The organism is Bradyrhizobium sp. NP1 (genome assembly GCF_030378205.1).
In the GTDB taxonomy this organism is placed as follows: domain Bacteria; phylum Pseudomonadota; class Alphaproteobacteria; order Rhizobiales; family Xanthobacteraceae; genus Bradyrhizobium.
This window is the reverse complement of sequence record NZ_CP127385.1, coordinates 5,046,688-5,068,888: the sequence shown is the minus strand read 5'-3', so window position 1 is coordinate 5,068,888 and position 22,201 is coordinate 5,046,688. Positions and strand designations below refer to the sequence as shown.

General features: G+C 62.2%; 16 protein-coding genes, 2 tRNA genes and 1 pseudogene. 7 read left to right on the top strand and 12 right to left on the bottom strand.

What is annotated here, in order from left to right; translation table 11 throughout:
• Positions 1-39 precede the first annotated feature (39 nt).
• The gene (locus tag QOU61_RS24545) at positions 40-501 is read right to left on the bottom strand and encodes a hypothetical protein (protein ID WP_289653774.1); all 462 of its coding nucleotides are present in this window, start codon (positions 499-501) and stop codon (positions 40-42) included.
• A gap of 155 nt (positions 502-656) precedes the next feature.
• Between QOU61_RS24545 and QOU61_RS24540 the strand changes: the two genes are divergently transcribed.
• From QOU61_RS24540 to QOU61_RS24530, 3 genes are all read left to right on the top strand, one after another.
• Complete coding sequence (locus tag QOU61_RS24540; RefSeq protein WP_289653773.1) at positions 657-1,352, top strand: HoxN/HupN/NixA family nickel/cobalt transporter; 696 nt, start codon at positions 657-659, stop codon at positions 1,350-1,352.
• A gap of 170 nt (positions 1,353-1,522) precedes the next feature.
• Positions 1,523-1,990, top strand: a complete 468-nt coding sequence (locus QOU61_RS24535) for a hypothetical protein (protein ID WP_289653772.1) — start codon at positions 1,523-1,525, stop codon at positions 1,988-1,990.
• A 37-nt stretch (positions 1,991-2,027) separates the two neighbouring features.
• Complete coding sequence (locus QOU61_RS24530) at positions 2,028-2,498, top strand: hypothetical protein (RefSeq protein ID WP_289653771.1); 471 nt, start codon at positions 2,028-2,030, stop codon at positions 2,496-2,498.
• A gap of 57 nt (positions 2,499-2,555) precedes the next feature.
• Here the strand turns inward: QOU61_RS24530 and rlmB are convergent, their stop codons facing one another.
• The 3 genes from rlmB to QOU61_RS24515 all read right to left on the bottom strand — a co-directional run bounded on the left by rlmB (position 2,556) and on the right by QOU61_RS24515 (position 4,170).
• Positions 2,556-3,383, bottom strand: a complete 828-nt coding sequence (gene rlmB / locus QOU61_RS24525; RefSeq protein WP_289653770.1) for a 23S rRNA (guanosine(2251)-2'-O)-methyltransferase RlmB — start codon at positions 3,381-3,383, stop codon at positions 2,556-2,558.
• Positions 3,384-3,477: 94 nt separating this feature from the next.
• Positions 3,478-3,563, bottom strand: a tRNA-Tyr gene (locus tag QOU61_RS24520).
• A 220-nt stretch (positions 3,564-3,783) separates the two neighbouring features.
• Positions 3,784-4,170, bottom strand: a complete 387-nt coding sequence (locus tag QOU61_RS24515; protein WP_289661725.1) for a YciI family protein — start codon at positions 4,168-4,170, stop codon at positions 3,784-3,786.
• 416 nt (positions 4,171-4,586) lie between these two features.
• On the opposite strand from QOU61_RS24515, the gene QOU61_RS24510 reads away from it, so the two are divergent.
• Positions 4,587-4,660 (top strand) — tRNA-Gly (locus QOU61_RS24510).
• A gap of 72 nt (positions 4,661-4,732) precedes the next feature.
• Here the strand turns inward: QOU61_RS24510 and QOU61_RS24505 are convergent.
• Positions 4,733-5,992, bottom strand: a complete 1,260-nt coding sequence (locus tag QOU61_RS24505) for a site-specific integrase (RefSeq protein WP_289653769.1) — start codon at positions 5,990-5,992, stop codon at positions 4,733-4,735.
• A 1,284-nt stretch (positions 5,993-7,276) separates the two neighbouring features.
• Here QOU61_RS24505 and QOU61_RS24500 point away from each other — a divergent pair.
• Both QOU61_RS24500 and QOU61_RS24495 read left to right on the top strand, forming a co-directional pair.
• Complete coding sequence (locus QOU61_RS24500; protein ID WP_289653768.1) at positions 7,277-7,408, top strand: hypothetical protein; 132 nt, start codon at positions 7,277-7,279, stop codon at positions 7,406-7,408.
• Positions 7,409-7,601: 193 nt separating this feature from the next.
• Positions 7,602-7,874, top strand: a pseudogene (locus tag QOU61_RS24495) (ABC transporter permease subunit); the annotation flags it as partial.
• 1,075 nt (positions 7,875-8,949) lie between these two features.
• On the opposite strand, the gene QOU61_RS24490 reads toward QOU61_RS24495, so the two are convergent.
• Entirely contained in the window at positions 8,950-13,776 is a 4,827-nt protein-coding gene (locus QOU61_RS24490; protein ID WP_289653767.1) for an NAD-glutamate dehydrogenase, read from the bottom strand.
• Between the two features lie 787 nt (positions 13,777-14,563).
• Here QOU61_RS24490 and QOU61_RS24485 point away from each other — a divergent pair.
• Positions 14,564-15,733: a saccharopine dehydrogenase family protein gene (locus QOU61_RS24485; RefSeq protein ID WP_289653766.1), complete on the top strand. Its 1,170-nt coding sequence runs from the start codon at positions 14,564-14,566 to the stop codon at positions 15,731-15,733.
• A 323-nt stretch (positions 15,734-16,056) separates the two neighbouring features.
• On the opposite strand, the gene QOU61_RS24480 is transcribed toward QOU61_RS24485, so the two are convergent.
• From QOU61_RS24480 to pdhA, 6 genes are all read right to left on the bottom strand, one after another.
• Positions 16,057-16,449 carry a hypothetical protein gene (locus QOU61_RS24480; protein WP_289653765.1) on the bottom strand — a complete coding sequence of 131 codons (393 nt, stop codon included), beginning with the start codon at positions 16,447-16,449 and terminating at the stop codon, positions 16,057-16,059.
• A 190-nt stretch (positions 16,450-16,639) separates the two neighbouring features.
• Positions 16,640-17,401 carry a slipin family protein gene (locus QOU61_RS24475; RefSeq protein ID WP_289653764.1) on the bottom strand — a complete coding sequence of 254 codons (762 nt, stop codon included), beginning with the start codon at positions 17,399-17,401 and terminating at the stop codon, positions 16,640-16,642.
• A complete protein-coding gene (locus QOU61_RS24470) occupies positions 17,398-18,795 on the bottom strand; it encodes an NfeD family protein (protein WP_289653763.1) in 1,398 nt (465 codons plus the stop codon). The genes QOU61_RS24475 and QOU61_RS24470 overlap by 4 nt, the downstream gene beginning before the upstream one ends.
• A gap of 150 nt (positions 18,796-18,945) precedes the next feature.
• Entirely contained in the window at positions 18,946-20,046 is a 1,101-nt protein-coding gene (locus tag QOU61_RS24465; RefSeq protein ID WP_289653762.1) for a dihydrolipoamide acetyltransferase family protein, read from the bottom strand.
• A 20-nt stretch (positions 20,047-20,066) separates the two neighbouring features.
• Positions 20,067-21,047: an alpha-ketoacid dehydrogenase subunit beta gene (locus QOU61_RS24460; RefSeq protein ID WP_289653761.1), complete on the bottom strand. Its 981-nt coding sequence runs from the start codon at positions 21,045-21,047 to the stop codon at positions 20,067-20,069.
• Positions 21,040-22,125 (bottom strand): pyruvate dehydrogenase (acetyl-transferring) E1 component subunit alpha, encoded by a 1,086-nt coding sequence (gene pdhA, locus QOU61_RS24455; protein WP_502876975.1) that lies wholly within the window; start codon positions 22,123-22,125, stop codon positions 21,040-21,042. The genes QOU61_RS24460 and pdhA overlap by 8 nt, the downstream gene beginning before the upstream one ends.
• Positions 22,126-22,201: the final 76 nt, after the last annotated feature.

Sequence of the window (22,201 nt, the reverse complement as noted above, 5' to 3'; positions counted from 1 at the left end):
CCGAACGGGGCCGCCTTTCGCATTCAGGTGGAAGCGCGCCTACTGGCAGAGATGGCGGCGGCCATCCTCGCCACGGAACCAGGTGCCGGGGGTGCAGGCGAAGCCGTTGCGCTCGCCATAGCTGCGGCGATCCCAGGCATAGGCATCTGCCGCGCGGAACGGTGCCGTTGCAACCGCGCCTGCGGTCGCGACCGCGCCGCCAACAACGCCAGCGGCGACGTCGCCCGGCCAGAAGCCCGAACGATACCGGTTGTCGTTCCAGCTGTCGTGCCAGCCATTGTTCCAGTCATCGCGATCGCGAATCCGGGCGTGGTCGCGATAGGCGACCTGCCGCTGATAGTCGCCGGTATAGGGGCTGCCGGGGCCGCGGTTCTGGCAGTTGGCGTTCGGATAGAACTGCGCGCAATAGCCGGGATTGGTGACCACCTGCTGCGCAAGCGCAGGAGCAGCGTACGCCGAGGCGAGAATCACGGCGGCGCCGAGCAGTGTTGTTCTTGTCATAGGTCTCTCCGTTGTTGGCGGTGCCGGGCTAAGCGCCGCCTTTACGCAACGTTCCGCGTGCTGCGGCCTGCTCCCGTCACACGGCCGTGAGTTCCAAAGAACTTGCGCAAGGCCATCGGCGGTGTGAAGTTCCGCCGATCGGGAGCAGGGGCCGCATGTTCGCCATTCTTGGATTGGGATTTCTGCTGGGCATGCAGCACGCGCTGGAAGCCGATCATATCGCCGCGGTCTCCAGCATCGCGGCGCGGCGCACCGACGTGGCCGACATCGTCAAGCACGGCCTGACCTGGGGGCTCGGCCACACGCTCACCCTGTTCGCCTTTGCGGGTGCGGCGATCCTGCTCGGACAAGCGATCCCGGAAGCCTGGTCGCGGCCGCTGGAGACCGCGGTCGGCGTCATGCTGGTCGGCCTTGGCGCGCACGTGCTGTGGCGGCTGTGGCGCGACCGCGTGCATTTTCACAGTCACCGCCACGCCGACGGCACCGTGCATGTCCACGCCCACAGCCACGCCGGCCAGCGCGGGGCGCATGCGCGCGAGCTGCACGAACATGGCCATGGCTTCCGCTGGCGCACGCTGCTGGTCGGCCTGATGCATGGCATGGCGGGCTCGGCCGCGCTTCTGGTGCTCGCGGTCTCGCAGGTCCAAAGCCCGCTGATCGGGCTGTCCTATGTCGCGCTGTTCGGCGTCGGCTCGATGATCGGGATGGGCGTGCTGTCCAGCGCAATCGCGGTGCCGATCGCGCTGTCGGCGCGCTGGCTGACCTTCGCCAACCGCACGCTGCAGGGCGCAGTCGGGCTCGTCACCATCGCGATCGGCCTCATGACGATCGTCGAAACAACGATGGCCTGAGGCACGCGGCAGGCGAAGGCCGCGGCGTTAACAATCCGATAGCGCGATATCCGGTATTTGAGCGGCGACCGATCCTTACGCATTAGGCTTACCGGCAGTTTGGCCCATCGCCTTAACCCTTGCCGTCGCCGCTTCCGATAGGTTTGCGGCCAGCAATCGGTACTGGTTTCATGAAGCTGCGCGCCGCAATTTTCATCCTGATCGGAATGGCTTCGCAGGCCTTCGCGAGCGAAGGCTTCGATATCGTCATTCCCGGCCGTCCCGGCGTGCCGATCATCATTAATGGTATCGACGTCTCCTACGCCGTGGTCGAGGGCACCTACGGTCTCGGCAAGAGCTATGCGCCGCCGCTCACGATCTATGGCGGCCGTTATGTCGACGACATCCCGAATGTCGGCCACTATTTCCCGAGTTCCGGACGCCTTCCGGGTTACGGCCGTCTCGAGATCGAGCCGCCGGCGAACCGCAAGCTGCCGCCGCAGGCCGAGAGCTTTCACCAATCCTGGTCGGCGCAGTCGGCGCCGCTGCCGCCGGACACCGGCGTGCCCGTCAATCCGCCACCGGTGATCTATGCGCCGCAGAATTTCTACGACCAGCCGCCGCGTTTCCGCGGCGCCCCCGGAAGACCTCACAACTAATCCAACGCCAACGAGAACAGGCCTACAGGAGAGAGTAATGCGTCAGACGATTTCAGGATTGGTCGCGGCCATCGCCGTGATGACCGCGGGAGCCGCGCCGGCGATGGCGTGCGGCTACGCCGCGTGCGCGCCCTGCGCCACGGCCTATTACAGCCCCTGCGGCTGGGGCTTCGAGCACCTCGCCAACCCGGAGACGCAGTATTACGGGGCTACCGGCTATTACCCGACCACGCAGTATTACTACGTCAACCAGGGCCCGACCTATTCCGGCCCGGGCGCGTTCGCGCCGTACCCGACCTACCAGGAAAACTCGGTGGCCTACGCGCGGCCCTACTACTACGGTGCCGGCGCCGCAGCTCCGGCGGTCTACCCCTACCGCTGGCGCCGCCACTACCACGCCTGGCGTCGTCCCTATCACAGCTACCGTTACGGCTGGCACCGCTACGGCTATGGTCCGCGCTATCACAGCTATCACCGCGGCTATCCGGTGCTGCGCCGCTACTACTGATCACCCGCGCGGCGGACATCTGCGAACGCCCGCTCGTATCACGAGCGGGCGTTTTGTTTATCTCATCAGCCCGAGCCGGCTCGCGCCGACATAGAGCGCAAGCACAGCCGCATTCGAGACGTTGAGGCTCTTGATCGCGCCGGGCATGTCGAGCCGCGCCACCACGCCGCAGGTCTCGCGCGTCAACTGCCGCAGCCCCTTGCCCTCGGCGCCGAGCACGAGCGCGAGCGGCGCGCGCAATTCGACCGCGGCGAGATCCGCGCTGCCTTCGCTGTCGAGGCCGACGGTCAAAAAGCCGCGTTCGTTGAGCGCCGTCAGCGCGCGCGCCAGATTCTGCACCGTCACCAGCGGCACGATTTCGAGCGCGCCGGAAGCCGCCTTTGCCAGCACGCCGGTTGCCTCCGGGCTGTGGCGTGCGGTGGTCACGATCGCCTTCACCGCAAAGGCCGCGGCCGAGCGCAGGATCGCGCCGACATTGTGGGGGTCGGTGATCTGGTCGAGCACCAGCACGATGCCCTCGAGCGGCAGGCTCTCGATATCGGGCGAGGGCAGGGGATCAGCTTCCGCCAAGAGCCCCTGATGCACGGCATCGGGCGACAGCAGCCGGTCGATATCGCCGGGACGCACGATCTCGGGGGTCACACGGGTGTCGATGTTTTCCTCCGCAAGCCGCCGGGCGGCGTTCTCGGTGAGCAGCAGCTTGCGGAAGCGGCGCGCGGGATTCGCCAGCGCCATGCTGACGGTATGCCAGCCGTAGAGAACGGCCGGACCATCGGGATCGGATTCGCGCCGCTGCCAGGGGGCGGACGGCCGTTTGCCGCGGCCGGCGCCGAACGGCTTGCCGCCAGCCCTTTGGTACGACGGTTTTCGGTTGTCACGGCTCATGGCAGCCTTCGTCGGTTTTCGCGTCCGGCTTCGGCGCGACAGCCTTTTCGCCCTGTCGGCCTGCCGAACCGTAGCTCACGCAGCGAGCGAAGGCTGGTGGGGGAGGCAGGACTCGAACCTGCGAAGCCATGAGGCGGCTGATTTACAGTCAGCTCCCTTTGCCACTCGGGACACTCCCCCGTTTCAACGGCATCCACTTCGCCAAGCGGCGATGGCCCAGCCGTCGAGATGGGAAGGCCACCACGGCCCGAATACGGGCGGCCGGCGGCCGGGCGCGTTTATCGGCAAGCGGTGGGGCAAAGTCAACCAACGGAATGGGCCGATCGGCAGGCTTTGCCACCCAGAATCCGATATTTTCGGAACCTGGCGCACCCTTCGCGCGCAATTCGGGCGTGGTGGTTCAGACTTCGGCTTCGGTCTCGGGAATCACCGCGCCCGGAATGTAGAGCCGGATCGGGCGAATCTCGTAGACCGCGTTCGGGTTGACGCTCTTGAGCCGGCGCGCCACGGCCAGCGCCGCCTCGTCATCCGGGCAATCCGCGACATAAAGGCCGAGCAGCTGCTCCTTGGTCTCGGCAAACGGGCCGTCGATCACGGTGCTGCCACCAGGACCGCGCAGCGTGCGCGCCTTGCCGGTCAGGTCGAGGCGGGCGGACGGCCCCAATTTGCCCTCCCGGATCAGCCGGTGGTGGACCTCGAGCAGGTCGGTCATCAAGGCCGTATCCTCCTCCTTCGTCCACGACATCACTTCGGATTCCACGTGATAGGCCAGTATGGCGTACAGCATCGCTTCCTCTGTTGCCGTCGTCCAGCCCAAAGGACGTAGCAGCATGGCCAAATCCGACAACCCGGTTTTTGTCCGCCGGCGCAAGGTAGCCGGCTGCCGCGACGCCGAACGATTTCGACCATGCTGGGCTGAAACGGAAAGCGCGGCGGGAAGGCTCCCGCCGCGCTCCAACTCTTCAATCTCGCTGGTCCAGGGCTGAGAGCGCCCCGATGCCAAGCCGAAAACGGTGCTTAGCGGGCGATCCCAGCGAGGTGACAGCGCTTGAGATAAGACACTGGATCACCTCCTTTCTTTGTTGATGGAAACGGCAATATAGGGGCTCGCGCGGCCGCTGTTAAGGACCGCTGGCGGCCTGGAACAAGTGTCGCAGAGCGGTTGAGACGCTGCGCCCGGCGTGTTACTTGATCGCCCGCGACGCGGGTGTAGCTCAATGGTAGAGCAGCAGCCTTCCAAGCTGAATACGAGGGTTCGATTCCCTTCACCCGCTCCAATGGTTTCAATGACTTAGCGCGTCAAGAACTTTTCATTCTGACAAGTCGCTTATTCTCATTCTGACAAATGTTCACTTTTCTTTCGCTTGCTTGGCTTGCCGCGCGCGACGCTTGAGACGCTTCATTTGCGCGTCCTGCTTGGCCTCATCGTTGTCATGTAGATAGTGCGCCATGGCCGCAGTCGACGACCACTGACCTTTCTGCATCAGCTGCGTTTCCGTCAGTCCGGATGCGCTCGCCTCCGTAGTGCCGCCGTGACGCCCGAATGAGGTGAAGGTCAGCGCAGGCCGCAAGCCTGCAGCGAGGATGATCTTCTTCGTAATTCGCTGAACCTGGGTCAGCATCTCACCTTTGCCGAACCACGGTAGGTGGCTACCGTCACGCCGCAACATCGGCCCGCCGGTAGGACGACGTTCTTTGACCGCGTCGAGTTCGGTCATCAGAAGTGGATAGAGTGCCTTGCCTTTCGTATTGAATAGCGGCTCCCACGAGCCGGTACTCGTCTTGTAGTTGATGACGTAGACGTGGTTTGGCCGGCCCGGAGGTCGATAGTGGTCGGCCGTGAAACGAATGAAGATATGGGCTTCGCGTTGAAGTAATTCCCAGCCGATCAGGGCCCCAGTAGCCAGCGAGGGATATCCCATCTCGATCGCTTTGGCGCGGAACGCCATGAGCTCCACAAATGTCGCATGTGGTGTTTCACGCGAGCTCGCTTGCAGGCCCATTTTTTCGAAGGGATTGCGGGGCGGAAACAAACCCGGATGGGCTCGGGAAATCGTGTTCCAGGCGGCGCGCGCGGTCTTCATCGCGTGATTGACGGTGGTGCGGCGTTCGACCTTCCTACCGTCCACTTCTTTGAAGAGAAGTTTTTCAAAGAGCTGATCGACGAACGCCGTGTCGATGCTTGAAACGCGCCTCGTCCCCAATCGTCGGCCATCTTGCAGAATGTATTCGCAAATCATCTTGATGCCCGTCTCATGAACGCGGCACTGGCCCGGGCTTAAAGGCTGAAGCCGCTTGGCGGTTTTCTGAGACCAGGTTTGACGGTACAGGTGAAACATCCAGTCCAATGTACCGACCACGACTCCAATGCCGACCGGATTTGCGTCCTCCCCGCCGGTGCGCCAACTGTCAAAACAAGGAAGAAGTATCTGTTCAGCGCGTGTAATCGCGCGCTTGTAGTCCACGCCAAGCGCTTCGTTTGCGATCGAGCATCCCTTCTTGCGTGCCCACGTCGGTATGTTGAAAAAGTAGCCGAAGCTTCCGTCTTTAAGACGCTTGCGGAGGGTATAGCGAGGAAGCGGCAAGGCGGATCGTCCAACCCCTGTCACAGCAGTCTCCTCGACACCTCCGGGTCATTCTCGGGATCGATTGGAATAGATGTCTCTTCCTTTATCAACACACAAATGCGTCCATCAGGCCAAACCTCCACGCGCGCCACTTTACCTCCACCGCCGAGAACACCTCTTACGGCGCGTTTGACGTCAGCTTCAGTGAATCTGGTTCTCGACATTCAACTTGTAACTGCAGGCCGAAATCCAAGTCTGTCAAACGGCTTATTCAATCACAGCGCTCCTGGTGCCTCCACTGAAAGTAGGGAAAGTTTGGGGCGACTTCGGATTGCTGAAAGATCCACACGGTAGTTTTCGGCCATCAAGATCGAAGCCGGACATAGTGATCATGTTTTGTTGATGGATCGCGAAACACTCCCAAAGACCGTGACAACCAGAAATTGAGAATGGCGCCGTGTTTGACAATGGCAACTGTAGGTTGATGCAATTAGATCATCTTCGCTGCAACCGTCGCTCGTAAGGATGTCCGCTCAGGGTCGAAAAGCGCCGATGGCGGAAGGTCTGGATTTGGCGCGAAGCGGTCGTTGAGATGTGGATGTTAGATCTCGCTGGCCGGACCAAGTCCAAACTTCCCCTGGATGGGCTGGACCGGCCAGCATTGTCATGCCTCCGCCTGATGAGGCGCCGTACCCCTCCATGCCGAGATGGTCGCATCAGCCGCACGTGTGGAGCTCAACCGCTCCGATTTGTGCAAGCGCGTTAGATCATGCTTGATCATTTCGGTTCCGGGAGCAGCAGCCGTGATCAAACGTGCAAGTGGGGTATCGAGTGGGATACTTGTGCATCAACATACTTGAAGGAAGAATCTCATTTAGAAGCAAGCGCCTAGTGATTTCCTAAGTTCGGAAGGGGTATGTAATTGGGGTTAGTTCCTCGTTACAGATCGTGATAGACCCGAACTGCCATGCAGTTGCTTTCCGGTGTACACGGATTCCGAATCGCTATCCATCGCGGCTAAAGCTGATGACTTGCTGCTCAAGCTGTCTGTGGTAGTAAGGCGCCCTCACAATCAAGGAATATTGAGTGCCTAAAAAAGCAAAGAGGACGGTCGTGCGTCGCGAATACACCAAAGCCGATGTGAAGGAGTTGCGTGCGCACTCAAGGGCGAAAACACCCGTCGTTAAAATTGCGAAGCTTACAAAACGTAGTGAGGGTTCGCTGCGGCAGAAAGCGCTCAAGCTTGGGATTCGTCTAGGTCACCGACGCTAGGTCCGATGCCACCCGGCTCGCTGACAATATGACTGAGCAAAAGCGGAAGATCATATGACGCTGTTCAACAAGGTTTTCTCGACGAGGACGCTATTGCAGATCATCTGCGTTCTGGGTGTAGTCGTCGCGATGAAAGCATTGAGCATGCATTATGATTTCAGCTGGGCAACTGCCTGGGCGGGCTGAATGAGAAAACGGTCCCGACCATCGCTGCGCCAGCGCAGTAATCACCAACGGCTCAGAGCAGACGCCGCGGTGGCGAATTAAGCGAGCGGCCGGTTGTGAGCGCAAAACCATCGCCGAGTGAGCACCGTGCTGGACCTGCCGGACAGCAGCCTTTAAGTAAGCTCCATGGACGCAGCAACCGACGCGCCGCAATCGCGACCGGCTGATCATCCTGCCACAGGCCATCCGTCACGTGATCCCGCCGCTGGTGAACACATTCATCGCCTTCTTCAAAGACACAAGCCTCGTCCTGATCATCGGTATCTTCGACCTCCTGACTACGCCGAAGACGGCGATCATCGATCCCGGCTGGCAACAGTTCAGCGTCGAGGTCTACATCTTCGTCGCCGTTATCTATTTCGCCTTCTGTTTTGCGATGTCCCGCTACAGCCGGCGTCTCGAGACACAGACAGGGAAGGGAAAGTGACAAGTTCGCGCCAGCTTCTCTGCACCTAGAACCGCACGGATCAAGCTCCGCTCATGGCCGCCGGAGTGCCTGGCAGCGAGCAGGTGCAAAGTCTCCGACCCCAAGTTTCGAGAAACAAGGCGAAATTCTCTCGATTTTTCAAAGAGATTTTTTCGATCGGGAATATGGGAGTTCGATCCCTGCGAGGTCAGCCAAGCAGTCATTCGACCTAAGATTGAATGCGCACCGCGCGCGAAATGCCCGCAAAATACGGGATATTTCGCATGTTGGGTGGGGTCTCCGGGCTCCGAAAATCGACAACCTTGGCGAGAATTCGCGGAAAGTCTCCGGCCATAACCTGAAATATTCCCGTTTCAGGAGACTTTCATTGGAGACTTCGTTCGATCGCCACTGCGTGCGAGGGGCGGCAGCGCCGTCAAGCCGAAGTTCGAGCGCGAACGCGCATTGTCTACCTCGCTAGGGCGGACGTTCGAATCGTTCCGGGCCAAACCTGGGCCATTCGATACAAAACTGCGAACGCCTGGATTTCGGACGACAATTGCTGACACCAAGGGGCAGCCGAGGACCGATTGCTCGCACCGTCTGGGCGCGACACGTTTCCGTCGGCGGTCTGTCCCCAACAACCTTTTCGGTGCCGCTGCAAGAGCGGGATTGCTTACGGTTGATCCCGGCTCTGGCTCGGGATTCTTGCCGCAACATCAGGCCGGTTTCTCTCGAGCCAGGCCACCGCGTCCGGCCCGTCGACGATACACTCGAAGGCTTCCCAAGCTGGATCCTCGAGGGAGTCGGGTTGCAGTCGCTTCGCCACATACTCAACGAGTTCATGCAGGCCTTCGTATCCTCGTCGGCGCTCGAGGGAGTCCGCAATCGTTGTGCTGGCCCAGCCTCGATGGGCCAAATCGATGATACTCGGAACGTCAGCCTCCCTGAACCACGGTGTGGCATCGAACTCGAGACAGCGGACGTTATCGGCGGTATGGCAAGTCGCGTGGATCATCGGGTCCCTCCATTCGCCGGCTAACAACCGTGCCCTGACATTGCACGCCAGAGTCCTATGTCGCTACCTCGCACGCCCTCAGGCTTTGACCAGGTCCCCCAGCAAGTTCGCGGCCACCGTCAGCTTCGCGAGCGTCAGGCCGCCCGCAGCAATCTCCTCCACCGAGCGGCGGATCCGCGTCGCCTCGGGGTGCGCCGCAAGCCACGTCTCGACAGCCTGCTGGCCGGACTGGCCGGTTGCCAGCATATCCGCGGCCAGTCTTCTTTCGGCGCCGGCGATCTGCTCCACGGCGCGATCGATGGCCATGCGTTCGAAATAATCGCTTGCCGGCACGCCGCGCGCGGCGGCGATGATGCGGTCGAGACGAAAATTCGCCTCGGCGGCGAAGAAGGTCGCGGCGGCGTCGCCGATGGGGCGGGTGGTGCGCTCCGCAACCGTCACGATGTCGGGTGCCGAGACCAGGGCGTCGAGATCGGCGAGCTCGCTGGCGAGGCCGGCCGGGACACCGGCATCGGTCAGGTCCTGCCGACGTTTGGCACGTGCGGCCTGCAAGTCCGGCGGCAGGGTGGTGTCGAGCCCGGCGACGATCTGGCGAATAGCCGGGCCGAAGCGCGCGACGACGGCCTCCAGCCTGTCCGTGAAATCGACATTGCGCACGTACCAGACCATGCGGGAGAGCAGTAGGTCTTGCACAAAAGCGTAGAGAGACAGCTGCACCTGCCCATCGATGAAGGTATCGAGCGCATCGATCGCGTCATTGAGCCACTTCAGCCCGTAGCATTCATCGACCGCCACGTAGGCCATGACGATGGTCGGGATATCGGCGTCCGTCTCGTCGATCAGGCGCACGACGCAGGCGGGGCCGCCGCGGTTGATCACCGCATTGGCGAGGCTGGTCGCGATGATCTCCCGCCGCAGTCGATGGAATTCGACCGCTGTCGGGAATTTGTCCTGAACCTCGCGCGGAAAATACTGAGATAGTTCGCGAGCAAGATAGGGGTCATCGGGCACGTTGGTGACGAGCAGGTCATCGTAGAGGGTCAGCTTGGCGTAGGCGAGCAACACGGCAAGCTCGGGCCGCGTCAGGAACTGGCCACGCCGTGTGCGCTCGGTGAGCGCTGCGTCGTCGGGCAGGAACTCCACCGCGCGGCTAAGTAAGCCGCGCTGCTCGAGCGACTGCATCAGGCGGGTGAGGAAGCCGGTCTCGGCGACGCCCTTGCGCTCAGCGAGCGAGAGCGCCAGCGTCTGCAGATAGTTGTTGCGCAGCACCAGCGCGCCGACCTCGTCGGTCATCGCGGCTAGCAGGCTGTTGCGGTCGACGGGGCTGAGGCGTCCCTCGCGCTCGAGGCGCGCCAGCGCGATCTTGATATTGACTTCGACGTCCGACGTGTTCACGCCGGCCGAATTGTCGATGGCGTCGTTATTGAGCTTGACGCCCTTCTGCGCCGCTTCAATGCGGCCGCGCTGGGTGACGCCGAGATTGGCACCTTCGCCGATCACCCGGGCGCGCACGTCGCCGCCCGTGATGCGGATCGGATCGTTGGCGCGGTCGCCGACCTGATCCTCGGTTTCCCCGGAGGAGCGGACATAGGTGCCGATGCCGCCAAACCACAAGAGGTCCCCGCGCGCCTTCAGGATCGCCGTCATCACCTCGAAAGGCGTGGCTTGCGGCTTGTCGAGATCGAGCAGGGTGCGCACTTCAGGAGCGAGCGGAATCGCCTTGAGCTGGCGCGAGAACACGCCGCCGCCCTGCGAGATCAGCGACTTGTCGTAGTCCTGCCAGCTCGATCGCGGCAGGTCGAACAGGCGCTTGCGCTCGGCGAAGCTGATCGAAGGATCAGGCGAGGGATCGATGAAGATGTCGCGATGATCGAAAGCCGCCACAAGCTTTGTCGCCGGCGAGAGCAGCATGCCATTGCCGAAAACGTCGCCGGACATGTCGCCTACGCCGACCGCGGTAAACGGCATGGTCTGGATGTCTGTGCCGAGTTCGCGGAAGTGGCGTTTGACCGCCTCCCAGGCGCCGCGCGCCGTGATCCCCATCTTCTTGTGGTCATAGCCCTGACTGCCGCCGGAGGCGAAGGCATCGCCCAGCCAATGGTTCTTCTCGACCGATATCGCATTGGCGACGTCGGAGAAGGTGGCGGTGCCCTTGTCGGCGGCGACGACAAGGTAGGGGTCGTCGACGTCATGGCGCACGGTGGATTCGGGCGGCACGACGATGTCGCCGTCGAGATTGTCGGTAAGTTCGAGCAGCGAGCGAACGAAGATGCGATAGGCTTCGGTACCTTCCGCGAGCCACGCGTCGCGGTTGGAAGGCGCCGGCAGGCGCTTGGGCACGAAGCCGCCCTTGGCGCCGACCGGCACGATCACGGCGTTCTTCACCTGCTGCGCTTTCACTAGGCCGAGGATCTCGGTACGGAAATCCTGCGGCCGGTCGGACCAGCGCAAGCCACCGCGCGCAACCTTGCCGAAGCGCAGGTGAATTCCTTCGACAAGAGGTGAATAGACGAAGATCTCGTAGAGAGGTCGTGGAACCGGCAGGTCGTCGATCCGGCGCGCGTCGAACTTGAAGGAGATCACCGGACGCGGATGTCCATCCTCGCCAACCTGCCACAGATTGGTGCGGATGGTTGCCTGCACCAGATTGGTGAAGCGGCGCAGGATGCGGTCTTCATCGAGCGAGGCGACGGATTTGAGCTGCTCTTCGATCTCGGCAAGCAGGGCCGTCTCGCGTGCCGAGCGCTCGGGCTCCGTGGAGGCGAGGCGTGGATCGAGGCGAGTCTGGAACAGCGCGAGGAGGGTGGCCGTGATCGTGGCGTTCTTGCGCAAGGTCTCCCACATATAATCCTGGGTGAACGGAGCGCGGATCTGGTGCAGGTAGCGCGACAGCGCCCGGATGGTCGAGACTTCCCGCCAGCCCAGGGCTGTGCGCAGGATGAGCGCGTTATATCCATCGGATTCGGCGCGATCGCCGACCACCGCCATGATCGAGGCTTCCAGGCGCTGGCTGAGCTCCGGGTTGATCTCGATCGGCTCGCGGTCGCTAGTCTCGATCGTCATGTCGTGCAGCCATACCGGCACCTGCCTGGTGCGGGGTACGATCTGATAGGTACGTTCGTTGACCACGCGCAGGCCGTGATTTTCGATCACGGGCACGCGATAGGACAGCGACAGCGGTGCCGCGTCCGAGAACACCTTTAGACCGAAGCGCCTGGGATCGTCCTCGCCATCGTCGCGATGAACCGAAATCGTCACCGGACGGATCGGCGTGAGCTTTTCGATGGTGTCGATATCGATGATCGCCTGTTCCGCAGTAAAAACCTCGGTATAGCCGCCGCTAAACGCTTGGGCATAGCGGTTGGTGAGCATGCGTGCCCGCATGCCATCGGTTGACGCAGTGAGCGCGGCCTTCAGCTTGTCGGCCCAGGTCGCGGCAATGGCGCTGATCCCGGCTTCGAGCGTGGCGCGCTCGACCACGGGAGTTTTGCCTTCATAGCGTCCGACGATGTAGTGGACCCGCGCAAGCGCCCCTTCAGGGAATGATACGTAGGAGGCGGCCAGGGTCCCCTTGTAGACCTGCGACAAGAAGGCACCGACACGGGTGCGGACGTCGGTGTCGTATTTCTCGCGTGGAATGAAGGTGAGGATGGATACGAAGCGATCGAACTTGTCCACTCGCGCCAGCGCCCGGACGCGGGGGCGCTCGTAGAGGATCAGGATCTCGATGACGAAATTGTAGAGAGTGTCGACGTCGATCTGGAACAGTTCGTCACGCGGATATTCTTCGAGAATATGCATGAGCGCCTTGCCGGAATGGCCGTTCGGGTCGAAGCCGGCGCGCTGGAGCGCCCGCGAAACCTTGTGGCGGACATAAGGAATCTGTCGTACCGAGCGGGTATAGGCGCCTGAGGTGAACAGGCCGACAACGCGCAATTCGCCCTCGAGCCGGCCGTCGAGCGTATAGAGCTTGATGCCGACATAATCCATCCGGATGCGGCGATGGACGCGGCTGGAGACATTGGCCTTGACGACGATCAGCAAGGTTGGCTCGCGCATGAACTCGCGAATTTCCGACGTCATCACCACCATTTCGGTGCCGCGGCGCAGGACCTTCACATCGGGGTCGCGCAAGATGCCGAGGCCTTCGCCGGTTGTAATGTCGTCGGACGCATCGCTGTCGGGCGAGAAGCGATATTCGCGCACGCCAAGGAAGGTGAAATTGTCCGCGCAGAGCCACTGCAGGAACTGGTTGGCTTCGGCGACCTCGTCGATCGGCAGCGGTGGCGGATTTGAAGAGAAAGTCTTGATCGCTTCCTCGACGCGGTCGCGCATGGCGCGCCAGTCGGCGACGCAGGCGCGGACGTTGTCCAAGGTCCTGGTGAGGCCGTCGATCAGCTTCTGGCGGTCGGCATCGGCGTCCAGGCGGGCGATGTGGAGATGAATCAGGCTTTCGCGCGTGCCCTTTGCTCCCTCCGGCAGTGCTTCGCCGTAGAAGCGCAGCAGCTTGCCCTGGTCATCGCGCTCCACCGCGATGATCGGGTGGGCGACGAGGCTGACTTCGATGCCCTGCTCGGCGAGCTCCGCCATGGTGGAATCGAACAGGAAGGGCATATTGTCGTTGAGGATTTCGAGCACCGAAATCTCGCGCCCGTCCGGCATCGTCGGATTGACGATGCGGATTTCGGCGCTGCCTGCCGTGCGCCGCTGCACGTGTTCCCAAGCTTGCTCCGCCAGGAGGGCAAGCGAAGCGGCATCGCAATTGGCGAGGTCCTCGATATTGGTGTAACCGAACAAGGGCTCGGCAAAGGCCCGGGGGCTCTTGCCCGGCTGAACGTTACCCGCTGCATCGCGGATCAGAGTTGCCCGGGCCTTGTCGTCACGCCACGCCATAATGTCCTCCATTTGCGCGCCGTCAGACCGCAGTCGCGATCATCAGCTTGAGTATGGAGTGCATCTCTTAGAGCGCCATTGGCTTGACCGCGGATCGGGCGCCTACGCAAGATCCTCGGTCTCAAAGCTTCGACAGCTCCCGACGACAATACTACGATCTCATAGCTATCAAGGCGCACGCTGTCGTGAGGCGTGCTGAGATGCCCTGCGGCAGCGTGAGGCCGAAGTCGGTGCCGACGCCCGTCGAACCATTGGGGGCAGGAAAAATCACAAGCAATTTCAATTGTGTATGAGTTCGCCGTTGCGGGCGTAGAAGGCCCGATTCCAGGCGTAACAATCGCGCTCATCGCACCCCGATACAGAGCGGCGCGTGTCCGCTTTTGCGGTGAAACTAGACATACGTCGAGACGACACTGCTTACAATGAGCCTTCGCGAGACGGATGCGTATCAGACGACTGCAAGAGTCTCCGATCCCGCATGGGTCCGAAAGTGGACGCCAACCGGACGCCAACCGGACGCTGCGCGCCCAAAGGCGGGAACTGTGGTATCTTACGTCAAACGCGATGGGACAGTTCAATGAAGCGTTGGGCCCTCAAATGGCATTTGCTGCTGGTGCCGAGCGTCCGCGTGTGAGTGCGCCAGGTAAGCTGGTGCGATCGCCGGTGGAAGACCGGTCCGCGTAAGGGATAGCGCCCGCCTGGTAGCGAATGTTGCGTGGGCCCCTGGCGACAGTGGCCGCGAAGCGTACAGAGCACTGATCTGAAGATATCGCTCCCGGGTCTCGAGAGGAACAACGTCGTGAAGCGGGACCTCGACCTCATCGTCTATGGCGCGACGGGTTACACCGGCCGTCTCATCGCCGAATATCTGGCGACGTCCTATCGCGGCGACGATGCTCCGTCCTGGGCGATCGCGGGGCGCTCGACCGACAAGCTCCAGAAGGTGCGGGCCGACATCGGCGCACCCGACGATTTGCCTTTGGTCAAGGCGGATGCCGCTGAGCCGGCCAGCCTGCGCTCGATGTGCGAGCGGGCGGCCGTGATCATCACGGCGGTCGGGCCTTATCAGCTCCACGGTCCCGAGCTAGTGGCGGCCTGCGCGGCCACGGGCACGGCCTATGTTGATCTGTGCGGTGAACCTGCTTGGATGCGGCGCATGATTGACGCCCATCACGAAGAGGCGAAACGGACCGGCGCGCGCGTCGTCTTCTCCTGCGGCTTCGATTCCATCCCGTTCGATCTCGGCGTGCTCACGTTGCAGGAGAAGGCGCGTGAGAAATTCGGTCGCCCGGCGCGGCGAGTCAAAGCCCGCCTGCGCAAGGTGAAAGGCGGCATGTCGGGCGGCACGGCGGCGAGCGCTCAGGCGACGTTGGCCAGCGCCGCGCGCGACCCAGCCCTGATCCGGCTGCTGACCGATCCCTTCGCGTTGACGCCGGGATTCACCGGGCCGTCTCAGCCGTCGGGCCTCATCCCCGGATACGATCCGAGCATGAACGCGTGGCTTGTGCCGTTCCCAATGGCTCCCATCAACACCAAGAATGTGCACCGCACGAATTTCCTGTTGGGTCATCCGTACGGCACGGACTTCGTTTACGACGAGATGATGGTCGCGCCGGGATTGGGGGAAGTCGCTCGCGTGACGACGGAGACATTCGCCACGCTGGTTTCCATGTTTGGGACCGGCGGTCTCAGACCCGGCGCAGGCCCGACTCGGGAAGTGCGCGAGAAGGGCTTCTACGACATCCTCTTCCTTGGCGAGTTGCCGGATGGCAGACGGGTCGAGGCGGTAGTCACGGGCGACCGCGATCCGGGCTACGGCTCGACCAGCAAGATGATCGCCGAGAGCGCTCTCTGCCTTGTGCGCGACCTGCAGGGCGAGGGCGGGATATGGACCCCGGGCGCACTGATGGGACCGGCGTTGCGCAAGCGCCTGAAGGAACGCGCCGGCCTCACCTTCAGCGCGCGTTGAGGTAACGCTCAGAACTGCAGCGGCGTGCTGGACTACGTGGATCGTAACCACTGAAAGCGCGGTTCGGCGAGCGCGAGCCGCAAATCCGGTTCAATGGCCGCGGACATGGCTGTTCGGATCGCCAATGGTTGACTGTTTGGGGCGAACCAGGCTTTCCGGACTGCTTGGTGTGCCTTCCACTGTTAGCGGAAAGCCATTTGCCGATACCCGCGCGCCAGTACCTGTGCCTGTCGGAACCTAATCCGGCTGGTACGTGGGGCCGAATCACGCAGTGCTTCTGCCTTATGAGAGAAGCTTACAGCATGGTCTGGTCGGTGCTGGTCTCATTGTTCCGGTCGCGGGTCTCGCTGGAAGCTGAGGTCCTGATTCTTCGTCATCAACTTAACATCCAGCGACGGCACCGGCCGAAGAGACCGGCCATCGGTCCCGTGGATCGCCTGATCTTTGTTGGGCTGTATCGATTGGTACCAAATGCCATCAAGGCGCTGACGATTGTGAAGCCGGATACCGTGATCCGTTGGCACCGCGCCGGTTTCCAGATCGTATTGGCACTGGAAATCGCAGCACAGCCGCGGTCGACCAGTTGTACCATTGGAAATTCGCCCGCTGATCCGCGAGATCAGCGTCGCCAACCCGTTGTGGGGAGCGCCAAGAAGCCATGGAGAGCTTCTCAAGCTCGGCATCGACATCGGCCAGACCAGCGTCGCAAAGTACATGGCGCGGAGGAGGGGCCCCCCTCGCAGGGATGGAAGGGGTGTTCGAGGCCAAACGAGAACACGGAGTCAAAGACCATATCGAGTGAATGGCGGAGCATAGCACGGCAGGCCCCCGAGCGCCATGATGGGCAACACGGCTGCGATTCTGATTGGATCAGACTATTTGTGTCTCTTCGGCAAATGACCAAAGTCACGTTGAATCGCTCCGCAGACCAAGCTGGTGGAGCAGATTCATCGGGAGCGGAAAGACCACGGTCGAGGACCGCTCGCCCGCGATGTCATGCAGAGCTGCGAAATAGCGTAGCTGCATCGCCTGCGGCTCCTGGGCGAGGATCCGGCCGGCCTCGACGAGTTTCTCGGCGGCCTGCTGCTCGCCGACCGCATTGATTACTTTAGCGCGTCGGAGTCGTTCCGCCTCGGCCTGCTTGGCGATCGCGCGTACCATGGTTTCGTTGAGGTCGACATCCTTGATCTCGATCGCTGTGACCTTGATGCCCCAGACGTCGGTCTGCTTGTCGAGGATCTCCTGGATGTCGGCGTTTAGCCTGTCACGTTCCGCGAGAATCTCGTCGAGTTCGTGCTTGCCGAGCACCGAACGCAGCGTGGTTTGTGCCAGCTGGCTGGTCGCGGCCATGTAATCGCCGACCTTGATGATGGCGCGCTCGGAATCGACGATGCGAAAGTAGAGAACGGCGTTGACCTTGACCGAGACATTGTCGCGCGAAATCACGTCCTGGGGCGGCACGACCTGCACCATCACCCTGAGATCGACCTTCACGAGTTGCTGCACGCCTGGAATGAGGATGATGAGGCCCGGGCCCTTCACCCCGGTGAAGCGGCCGAGCGTGAAGACGACACCGCGCTCGTATTCCCGCAGGATGCGAATGGCCTGAAACAGAAATACGATGACGAGCACCGCAAGCGCTGCATAGGTCAAATAATCAAGCATCATGATGTGCCTCCCTCGGAGGTCGGGGCTAGCGCGCGCCGGACCACCAGCGTCAGATCGACGATGTTGGCGATTTCAACCACCTCGCCCGGCTTGAAGGTTTCGGCGCCGCGCGCTTGCCATCGCTCGCCGTGCGCAAAGACGTGACCCTCATTCTCTGACCAATCGAGAACCTCTGCAGACAGGCCTCGCATGGCTTGCGCGCCGACCCGTACTGGACCGCTGCGAGCGCGCCGAAGCGAGTCGAGTACGACGAGAACAAAGCCGATGAACGTCGCTGCTACCATGGCAATGACCAACCACGACAGTCGGTAGCCGGGTTCTTCAATCCTGAAGAGCATGACCGCTCCCAGTACGAAGGCGACAACCCCTCCGAGGCCGATCACGACGGTCGGGTTGAAGGCCTCGACGGCGAGAAGTGCGATCCCGACCAACATCAAGGCCAGGCCGGCGAAGTTGATCGGCAGCAAATTAAGGGCGTAGAGGCCCAGCAGCAGGCAAATCGTGCCGACGACGCCCGGGGCGATCGCACCGGGGGACATGAATTCGAAGATCAGCCCGTAGATGCCAACCATCAGGAGTATAAACGCGACGTTGGGATCGGTGATGACTGCCAGGAATCGGGAGATCCATCCGGGATCGATGGCCTCGATGACGGCCCCTCTCGTCGCCAGGCGTTGCGTCTTGCCACCTGCAACCTCGACCACGCGACCATCGACCTGCCTGAGCAATTCGGCCGGATCGCGTGCGATGAGATCGATGACATTTGCCTGCAGCGCGCCGCTGGCAGAGAGGGTGGCGGCCTCACGAACCGCCTTCTCGGCCCAGTCGGCATTTCGGCTACGCAATTCGGCGAGGCTGCGGATGAAGGCGACAGCGTCATTTGTCGCCTTTGCCGTCATGGTGTCCTTCGGCTCGGGCTGGCGCTCGCCATCCTTCTTGTCCTTGCCTTCCTTGTCCGGGGTGCCGCTCGGCAGACCCGGTATCGGGCCGCCAATTTGCACCGGGGTTGCGGCACCGATGTTGGTGCCGGGCGCCATGACTGCGATATGAGCCGCGTAAAGAATATAGGTGCCGGCGCTCGCCGCGTGCGCTCCGGAGGGAGCGACGTAACCGACGACAGGAACTGGCGAAGCGAGCACATCCGCGATGATCTCGCGCATGCTGGTGTTGAGGCCGCCCGGCGTATTCAGACGCAGAATGACAATGTCGGCGCGTCGTTCGCCTGCCTTGGCCAAAGCGTCCTTCACGTAGCTCGCCGACGCAGGTCCGATCGCTCCGTCGATCGAAACAATCAGTGCAAGATTGCCACTCTCCTCCGCTAAACCGGGAAGGAGGGAGACAACCAGAGCGACGACTGCTATCGCCGCTACGAGGGCCGCCTTTACGGTCTGCACGGCAAGGACTCCCTTGCCGAAAATATGGTGCTCGGTTCCGGAACCTCAATGCCCATGTCGGCGCACGCCGTTGTGCAGTGCGACGGCTTGGATCAGCCGAAAGACTTTTTCTCAAGAGCGCATTGCAACGGTGGCTCAGCAAACAGTGGTTCACGAAGCCAGTTCAAGGTCTGACTTGAGCGCGACCAGGAAGCGCGCAGCTTCACCACCCGTCACGACGCGATGGTCAAAGGTAAGCGACAATGGAAGCAGGCGCCTCACCGCGGGCTGGCCCCGATGCGCGACTACGCGCTCCGAGATCCGGCCGGCGCCTACGATAGCCACCTGCGGCGGCACGATGACCAGATTGGCAAACCGACCTCCGATCATCCCGAAGTTCGACAGTGTAATCGTCGCGCCGCGCAGTTCCCCCGGGGGTATCGAGCGCGCGATTGCGTCAGCCCGCAGCCGGTCAAGTCCGGCCCGCAAGTCCGATACATCCCGCTCGGCGACATTGCGCAACACGGGAACGATGAGGCCGCCCCCGGTATCGACGGCGATGCCGAGATCGATGCGCTGCATCAGACGCCGTTCTCCGGTGCGGGAACTGTACCAGGCATTGAGCGCGGGTTCTGTTTTGCATGCGGCAGCGATGGCCCGCGCCAGGCGGATTGTCACGTCCTCGCCCTGCCGCCAATCGTCGATGTCGGATTCATCGGTTACGGTGGCGGGGACGATTTCAGCATGCGCTGTCGTCATGCGTTGGGCCATCGCGCGCCTTAAACCACGCAGTGGTTCGGCCGGTCCGGTTGGGGACATGCTCTTCGCAGCCCGTTCGACATCGGCCCGGGTGATGGTGCCGCCGGGTCCCGTGGGCTCGATGAGCTCAAGGACGACGTCGAGCTTGCGCGCGAGTGCACGCACCGCCGGAAACACTTGAGGTTCCTGTCCAGCCGGTCGCGCGGAAGGGCGTCCTGCCACCGGTGGATGTTCACCGGTACCCAGCTCGCCGACAATTGTGCCGGTATCCTGCTCGGGGCCTTCGGCAAACTCGACGAGCGGCGTGCCGACCTTCACGAGATCTCCCTTGGCGCCAAACAGATGCGCGATGCGTCCGCTCGACGGCGACGGTATCTCGACGACCGCCTTGTCGGTCTCTACCGAGACGAGTGGCTGATCGGTGACGACGTGATCGCCTTCATTCACGTACCAGGTGACGATCTCGGCCTCTTGAAGGCCTTCTCCGAGATCCGGCAGCATGAACTGGCGCATGGGGCGAAGTCCGTTTCAATTCAGCCGAACTGGCACGCCTTGCGGGCGGCGGTCACGATGCGTTCGACCGAAGGCATGTAATGTTGCTCGAGACGTGCCATGGGAACGACCGTGTCGTAGCCGGTGACGCGGGTCACGGGTGCTAGCAGCGAGGACAGGCCGCGTTCAGCGATAGTAGCGGCGATCTCGGCTCCGAATCCGCCGGTGCGTGCTGCCTCATGCACGATGACGCAGCGCCCGGTCTTTGCCACCGAACGGAGTACCGTGTTCTCGTCGTATGGCTTGAGCGTGGCGAGATCGATGACCTCGGCGGAGATACCATCGACAGTGAGTGCATCGGCCGCGGCCATCGTTTCCTTCAGCGCCGCGCCCCAACTGATCAGCGTGATGTCGCGGCCCTCCCGCACGACAAAGGCGAGATCCAGCGGCAAGGCGTCGCCATTGTCCTCTACCTCGCCTTTCACGGTGCGATACATGCGCGTTGGCTCCAGAAACACCACCGGATCGGGATCGCGGATCGCAGCGAGGAGGAGTCCATATGCGCGTTCCGGCGACGAAGCGATGACAACACGCAAACCCGGAATATGGGTGAGCATCGCCTCGGTGCTTTCGGAATGATGTTCGGGCGCGCGAATGCCGGCACCATGCGGCGCGCGTAGAACCATCGGACAGGTGAGTCGTCCCTGGGTGCGGTTGCGGAGTCGAGACGCGTGGTTCACCAGTTGATCGAGGCAGGGATAAAGAAACCCCATGAACTGGATCTCGCCGACTGGTCTCAGCCCTTGCACCGCCATGCCGACGCAGAGCCCGCTGATCAGAAGTTCGGCAAGCGGCGTATCAAGGACGCGCTCCGATCCAAAACGCTTTTGTAAGCCCACGGTCGCGCGGAAGACGCCTCCGTTGACGCCGACATCTTCTCCAAGCACGACAACGCTCGCATCATCCTCCATCGCGCGGCCGAGCGCCAGATTGATGGCTTCGACCAACGTCACCTCAGGCATCGTCCCCTCCCGCCAGTTCACGGCGTTGCGCGGCATAGGATTCGGGTAGATCGGCATAGAGGTGATCGAACATGGTTTCTGGCCGGCGTGACGCAATTTTCAGATAGCGCTCGACTGCAGCCTCGATGCGCTCGTGGCAGTCGGCAGCAAGCTGTTCTTCGTCGGTTTTGCCCCACATATTTTGGCTGGCAAGATAAGCCCTCAAGCGCGCAATCGGCTCTTCCTTCCAATGCGCCTGAACTTCTTCAGGGGAACGATAGCGTGATGCATCATCAGAGGTGGTGTGATCGCCGAGCCGATAGCTGACCGCCTCGATGAAGCGGGGGCCTTGACCGTCGCGGGCTGCGGCAATCGCCTCTTCGGCCGCGGCGCACACCGCCACCACGTCATTCCCGTCCACCTGCTCGCCGGTGAAGCCTGCAGCGATCGCCTTCTGTGCCAATGTTTCGGCGCCGGTCTGCAATCGCAACGGCACCGATATAGCCCATTGATTGTTGGCGGCGACGAACACGACCGGCAATTTGTGAATACCGGCAAAATTCATCGCTTCGTATACATCGCCTTTCGAGGTGGCGCCGTCGCCGAACAGGCAAACGGCGACACGCGGCTCTCTGCGCAGCTTGAAGGCATAGGCGACGCCGGCGGCATGCGGGGCTTGCGAGCCAACCGGAACGCAAAACGGGAAATCGTGGACCGGTCCGGAGAAGTTGTTGCCGCGTTCGTCGCCGCCCCAGAACAGCAGGATTTCCTCCAGCTTGACGCCACGCCAGATCAGCGCGCCATTGTCGCGATAGGAGGGCAACAGCACGTCTTCTTCGCGCATCGCACTGGCGATCCCGACCGACACCGCCTCCTGGCCGAGCGATACCGCATAGGTGCCAAGCCGGCCGGTGCGCTGCAATGCGACTGCCTTTCGATCAAAGAGGCGCAGAAGCACCATGGTTCGATAAAGCGCGACCAGCAAGTTGGCGTCGGCGGCAAAGACAGGGAGCGGCCGGTTTATCGAGCCGTCTGGCGCGAGGTAGTTGCGGTGGCACACCTCGAAGTGCGCGATTACCGGGAGCCCCTCGTTTGCCATCCATTTGCTGGCCACGTTCTCGCTCCTGGAGCGATATTGCCTCCCATACCCTTTCATTTGGTGTTCCGCCGAGACG

Bases quoted from the DNA above. Each gene is read 5' to 3' on its own strand.
- QOU61_RS24460 (WP_289653761.1), bottom strand. From the start codon at position 21,047: ATGCCTGAGGTGACGTTGGTCGAAGCCATCAATCTGGCGCTCGGCCGC.
- QOU61_RS24535 (WP_289653772.1), top strand. From the start codon at position 1,523: ATGAAGCTGCGCGCCGCAATTTTCATCCTGATCGGAATGGCTTCGCAG.
- QOU61_RS24490 (WP_289653767.1), bottom strand. From the start codon at position 13,776: ATGGAGGACATTATGGCGTGGCGTGACGACAAGGCCCGGGCAACTCTG.
- QOU61_RS24530 (WP_289653771.1), top strand. From the start codon at position 2,028: ATGCGTCAGACGATTTCAGGATTGGTCGCGGCCATCGCCGTGATGACC.
- QOU61_RS24475 (WP_289653764.1), bottom strand. From the start codon at position 17,401: ATGATGCTTGATTATTTGACCTATGCAGCGCTTGCGGTGCTCGTCATC.
- QOU61_RS24480 (WP_289653765.1), bottom strand. From the start codon at position 16,449: ATGTACTTTGCGACGCTGGTCTGGCCGATGTCGATGCCGAGCTTGAGA.
- QOU61_RS24540 (WP_289653773.1), top strand. From the start codon at position 657: ATGTTCGCCATTCTTGGATTGGGATTTCTGCTGGGCATGCAGCACGCG.
- QOU61_RS24545 (WP_289653774.1), bottom strand. From the start codon at position 501: ATGACAAGAACAACACTGCTCGGCGCCGCCGTGATTCTCGCCTCGGCG.
- rlmB (WP_289653770.1), bottom strand. From the start codon at position 3,383: ATGAGCCGTGACAACCGAAAACCGTCGTACCAAAGGGCTGGCGGCAAG.
- QOU61_RS24500 (WP_289653768.1), top strand. From the start codon at position 7,277: ATGACGCTGTTCAACAAGGTTTTCTCGACGAGGACGCTATTGCAGATC.
- pdhA (WP_502876975.1), bottom strand. From the start codon at position 22,125: ATGGCAAACGAGGGGCTCCCGGTAATCGCGCACTTCGAGGTGTGCCAC.
- QOU61_RS24465 (WP_289653762.1), bottom strand. From the start codon at position 20,046: ATGCGCCAGTTCATGCTGCCGGATCTCGGAGAAGGCCTTCAAGAGGCC.
- QOU61_RS24515 (WP_289661725.1), bottom strand. From the start codon at position 4,170: ATGCTGTACGCCATACTGGCCTATCACGTGGAATCCGAAGTGATGTCG.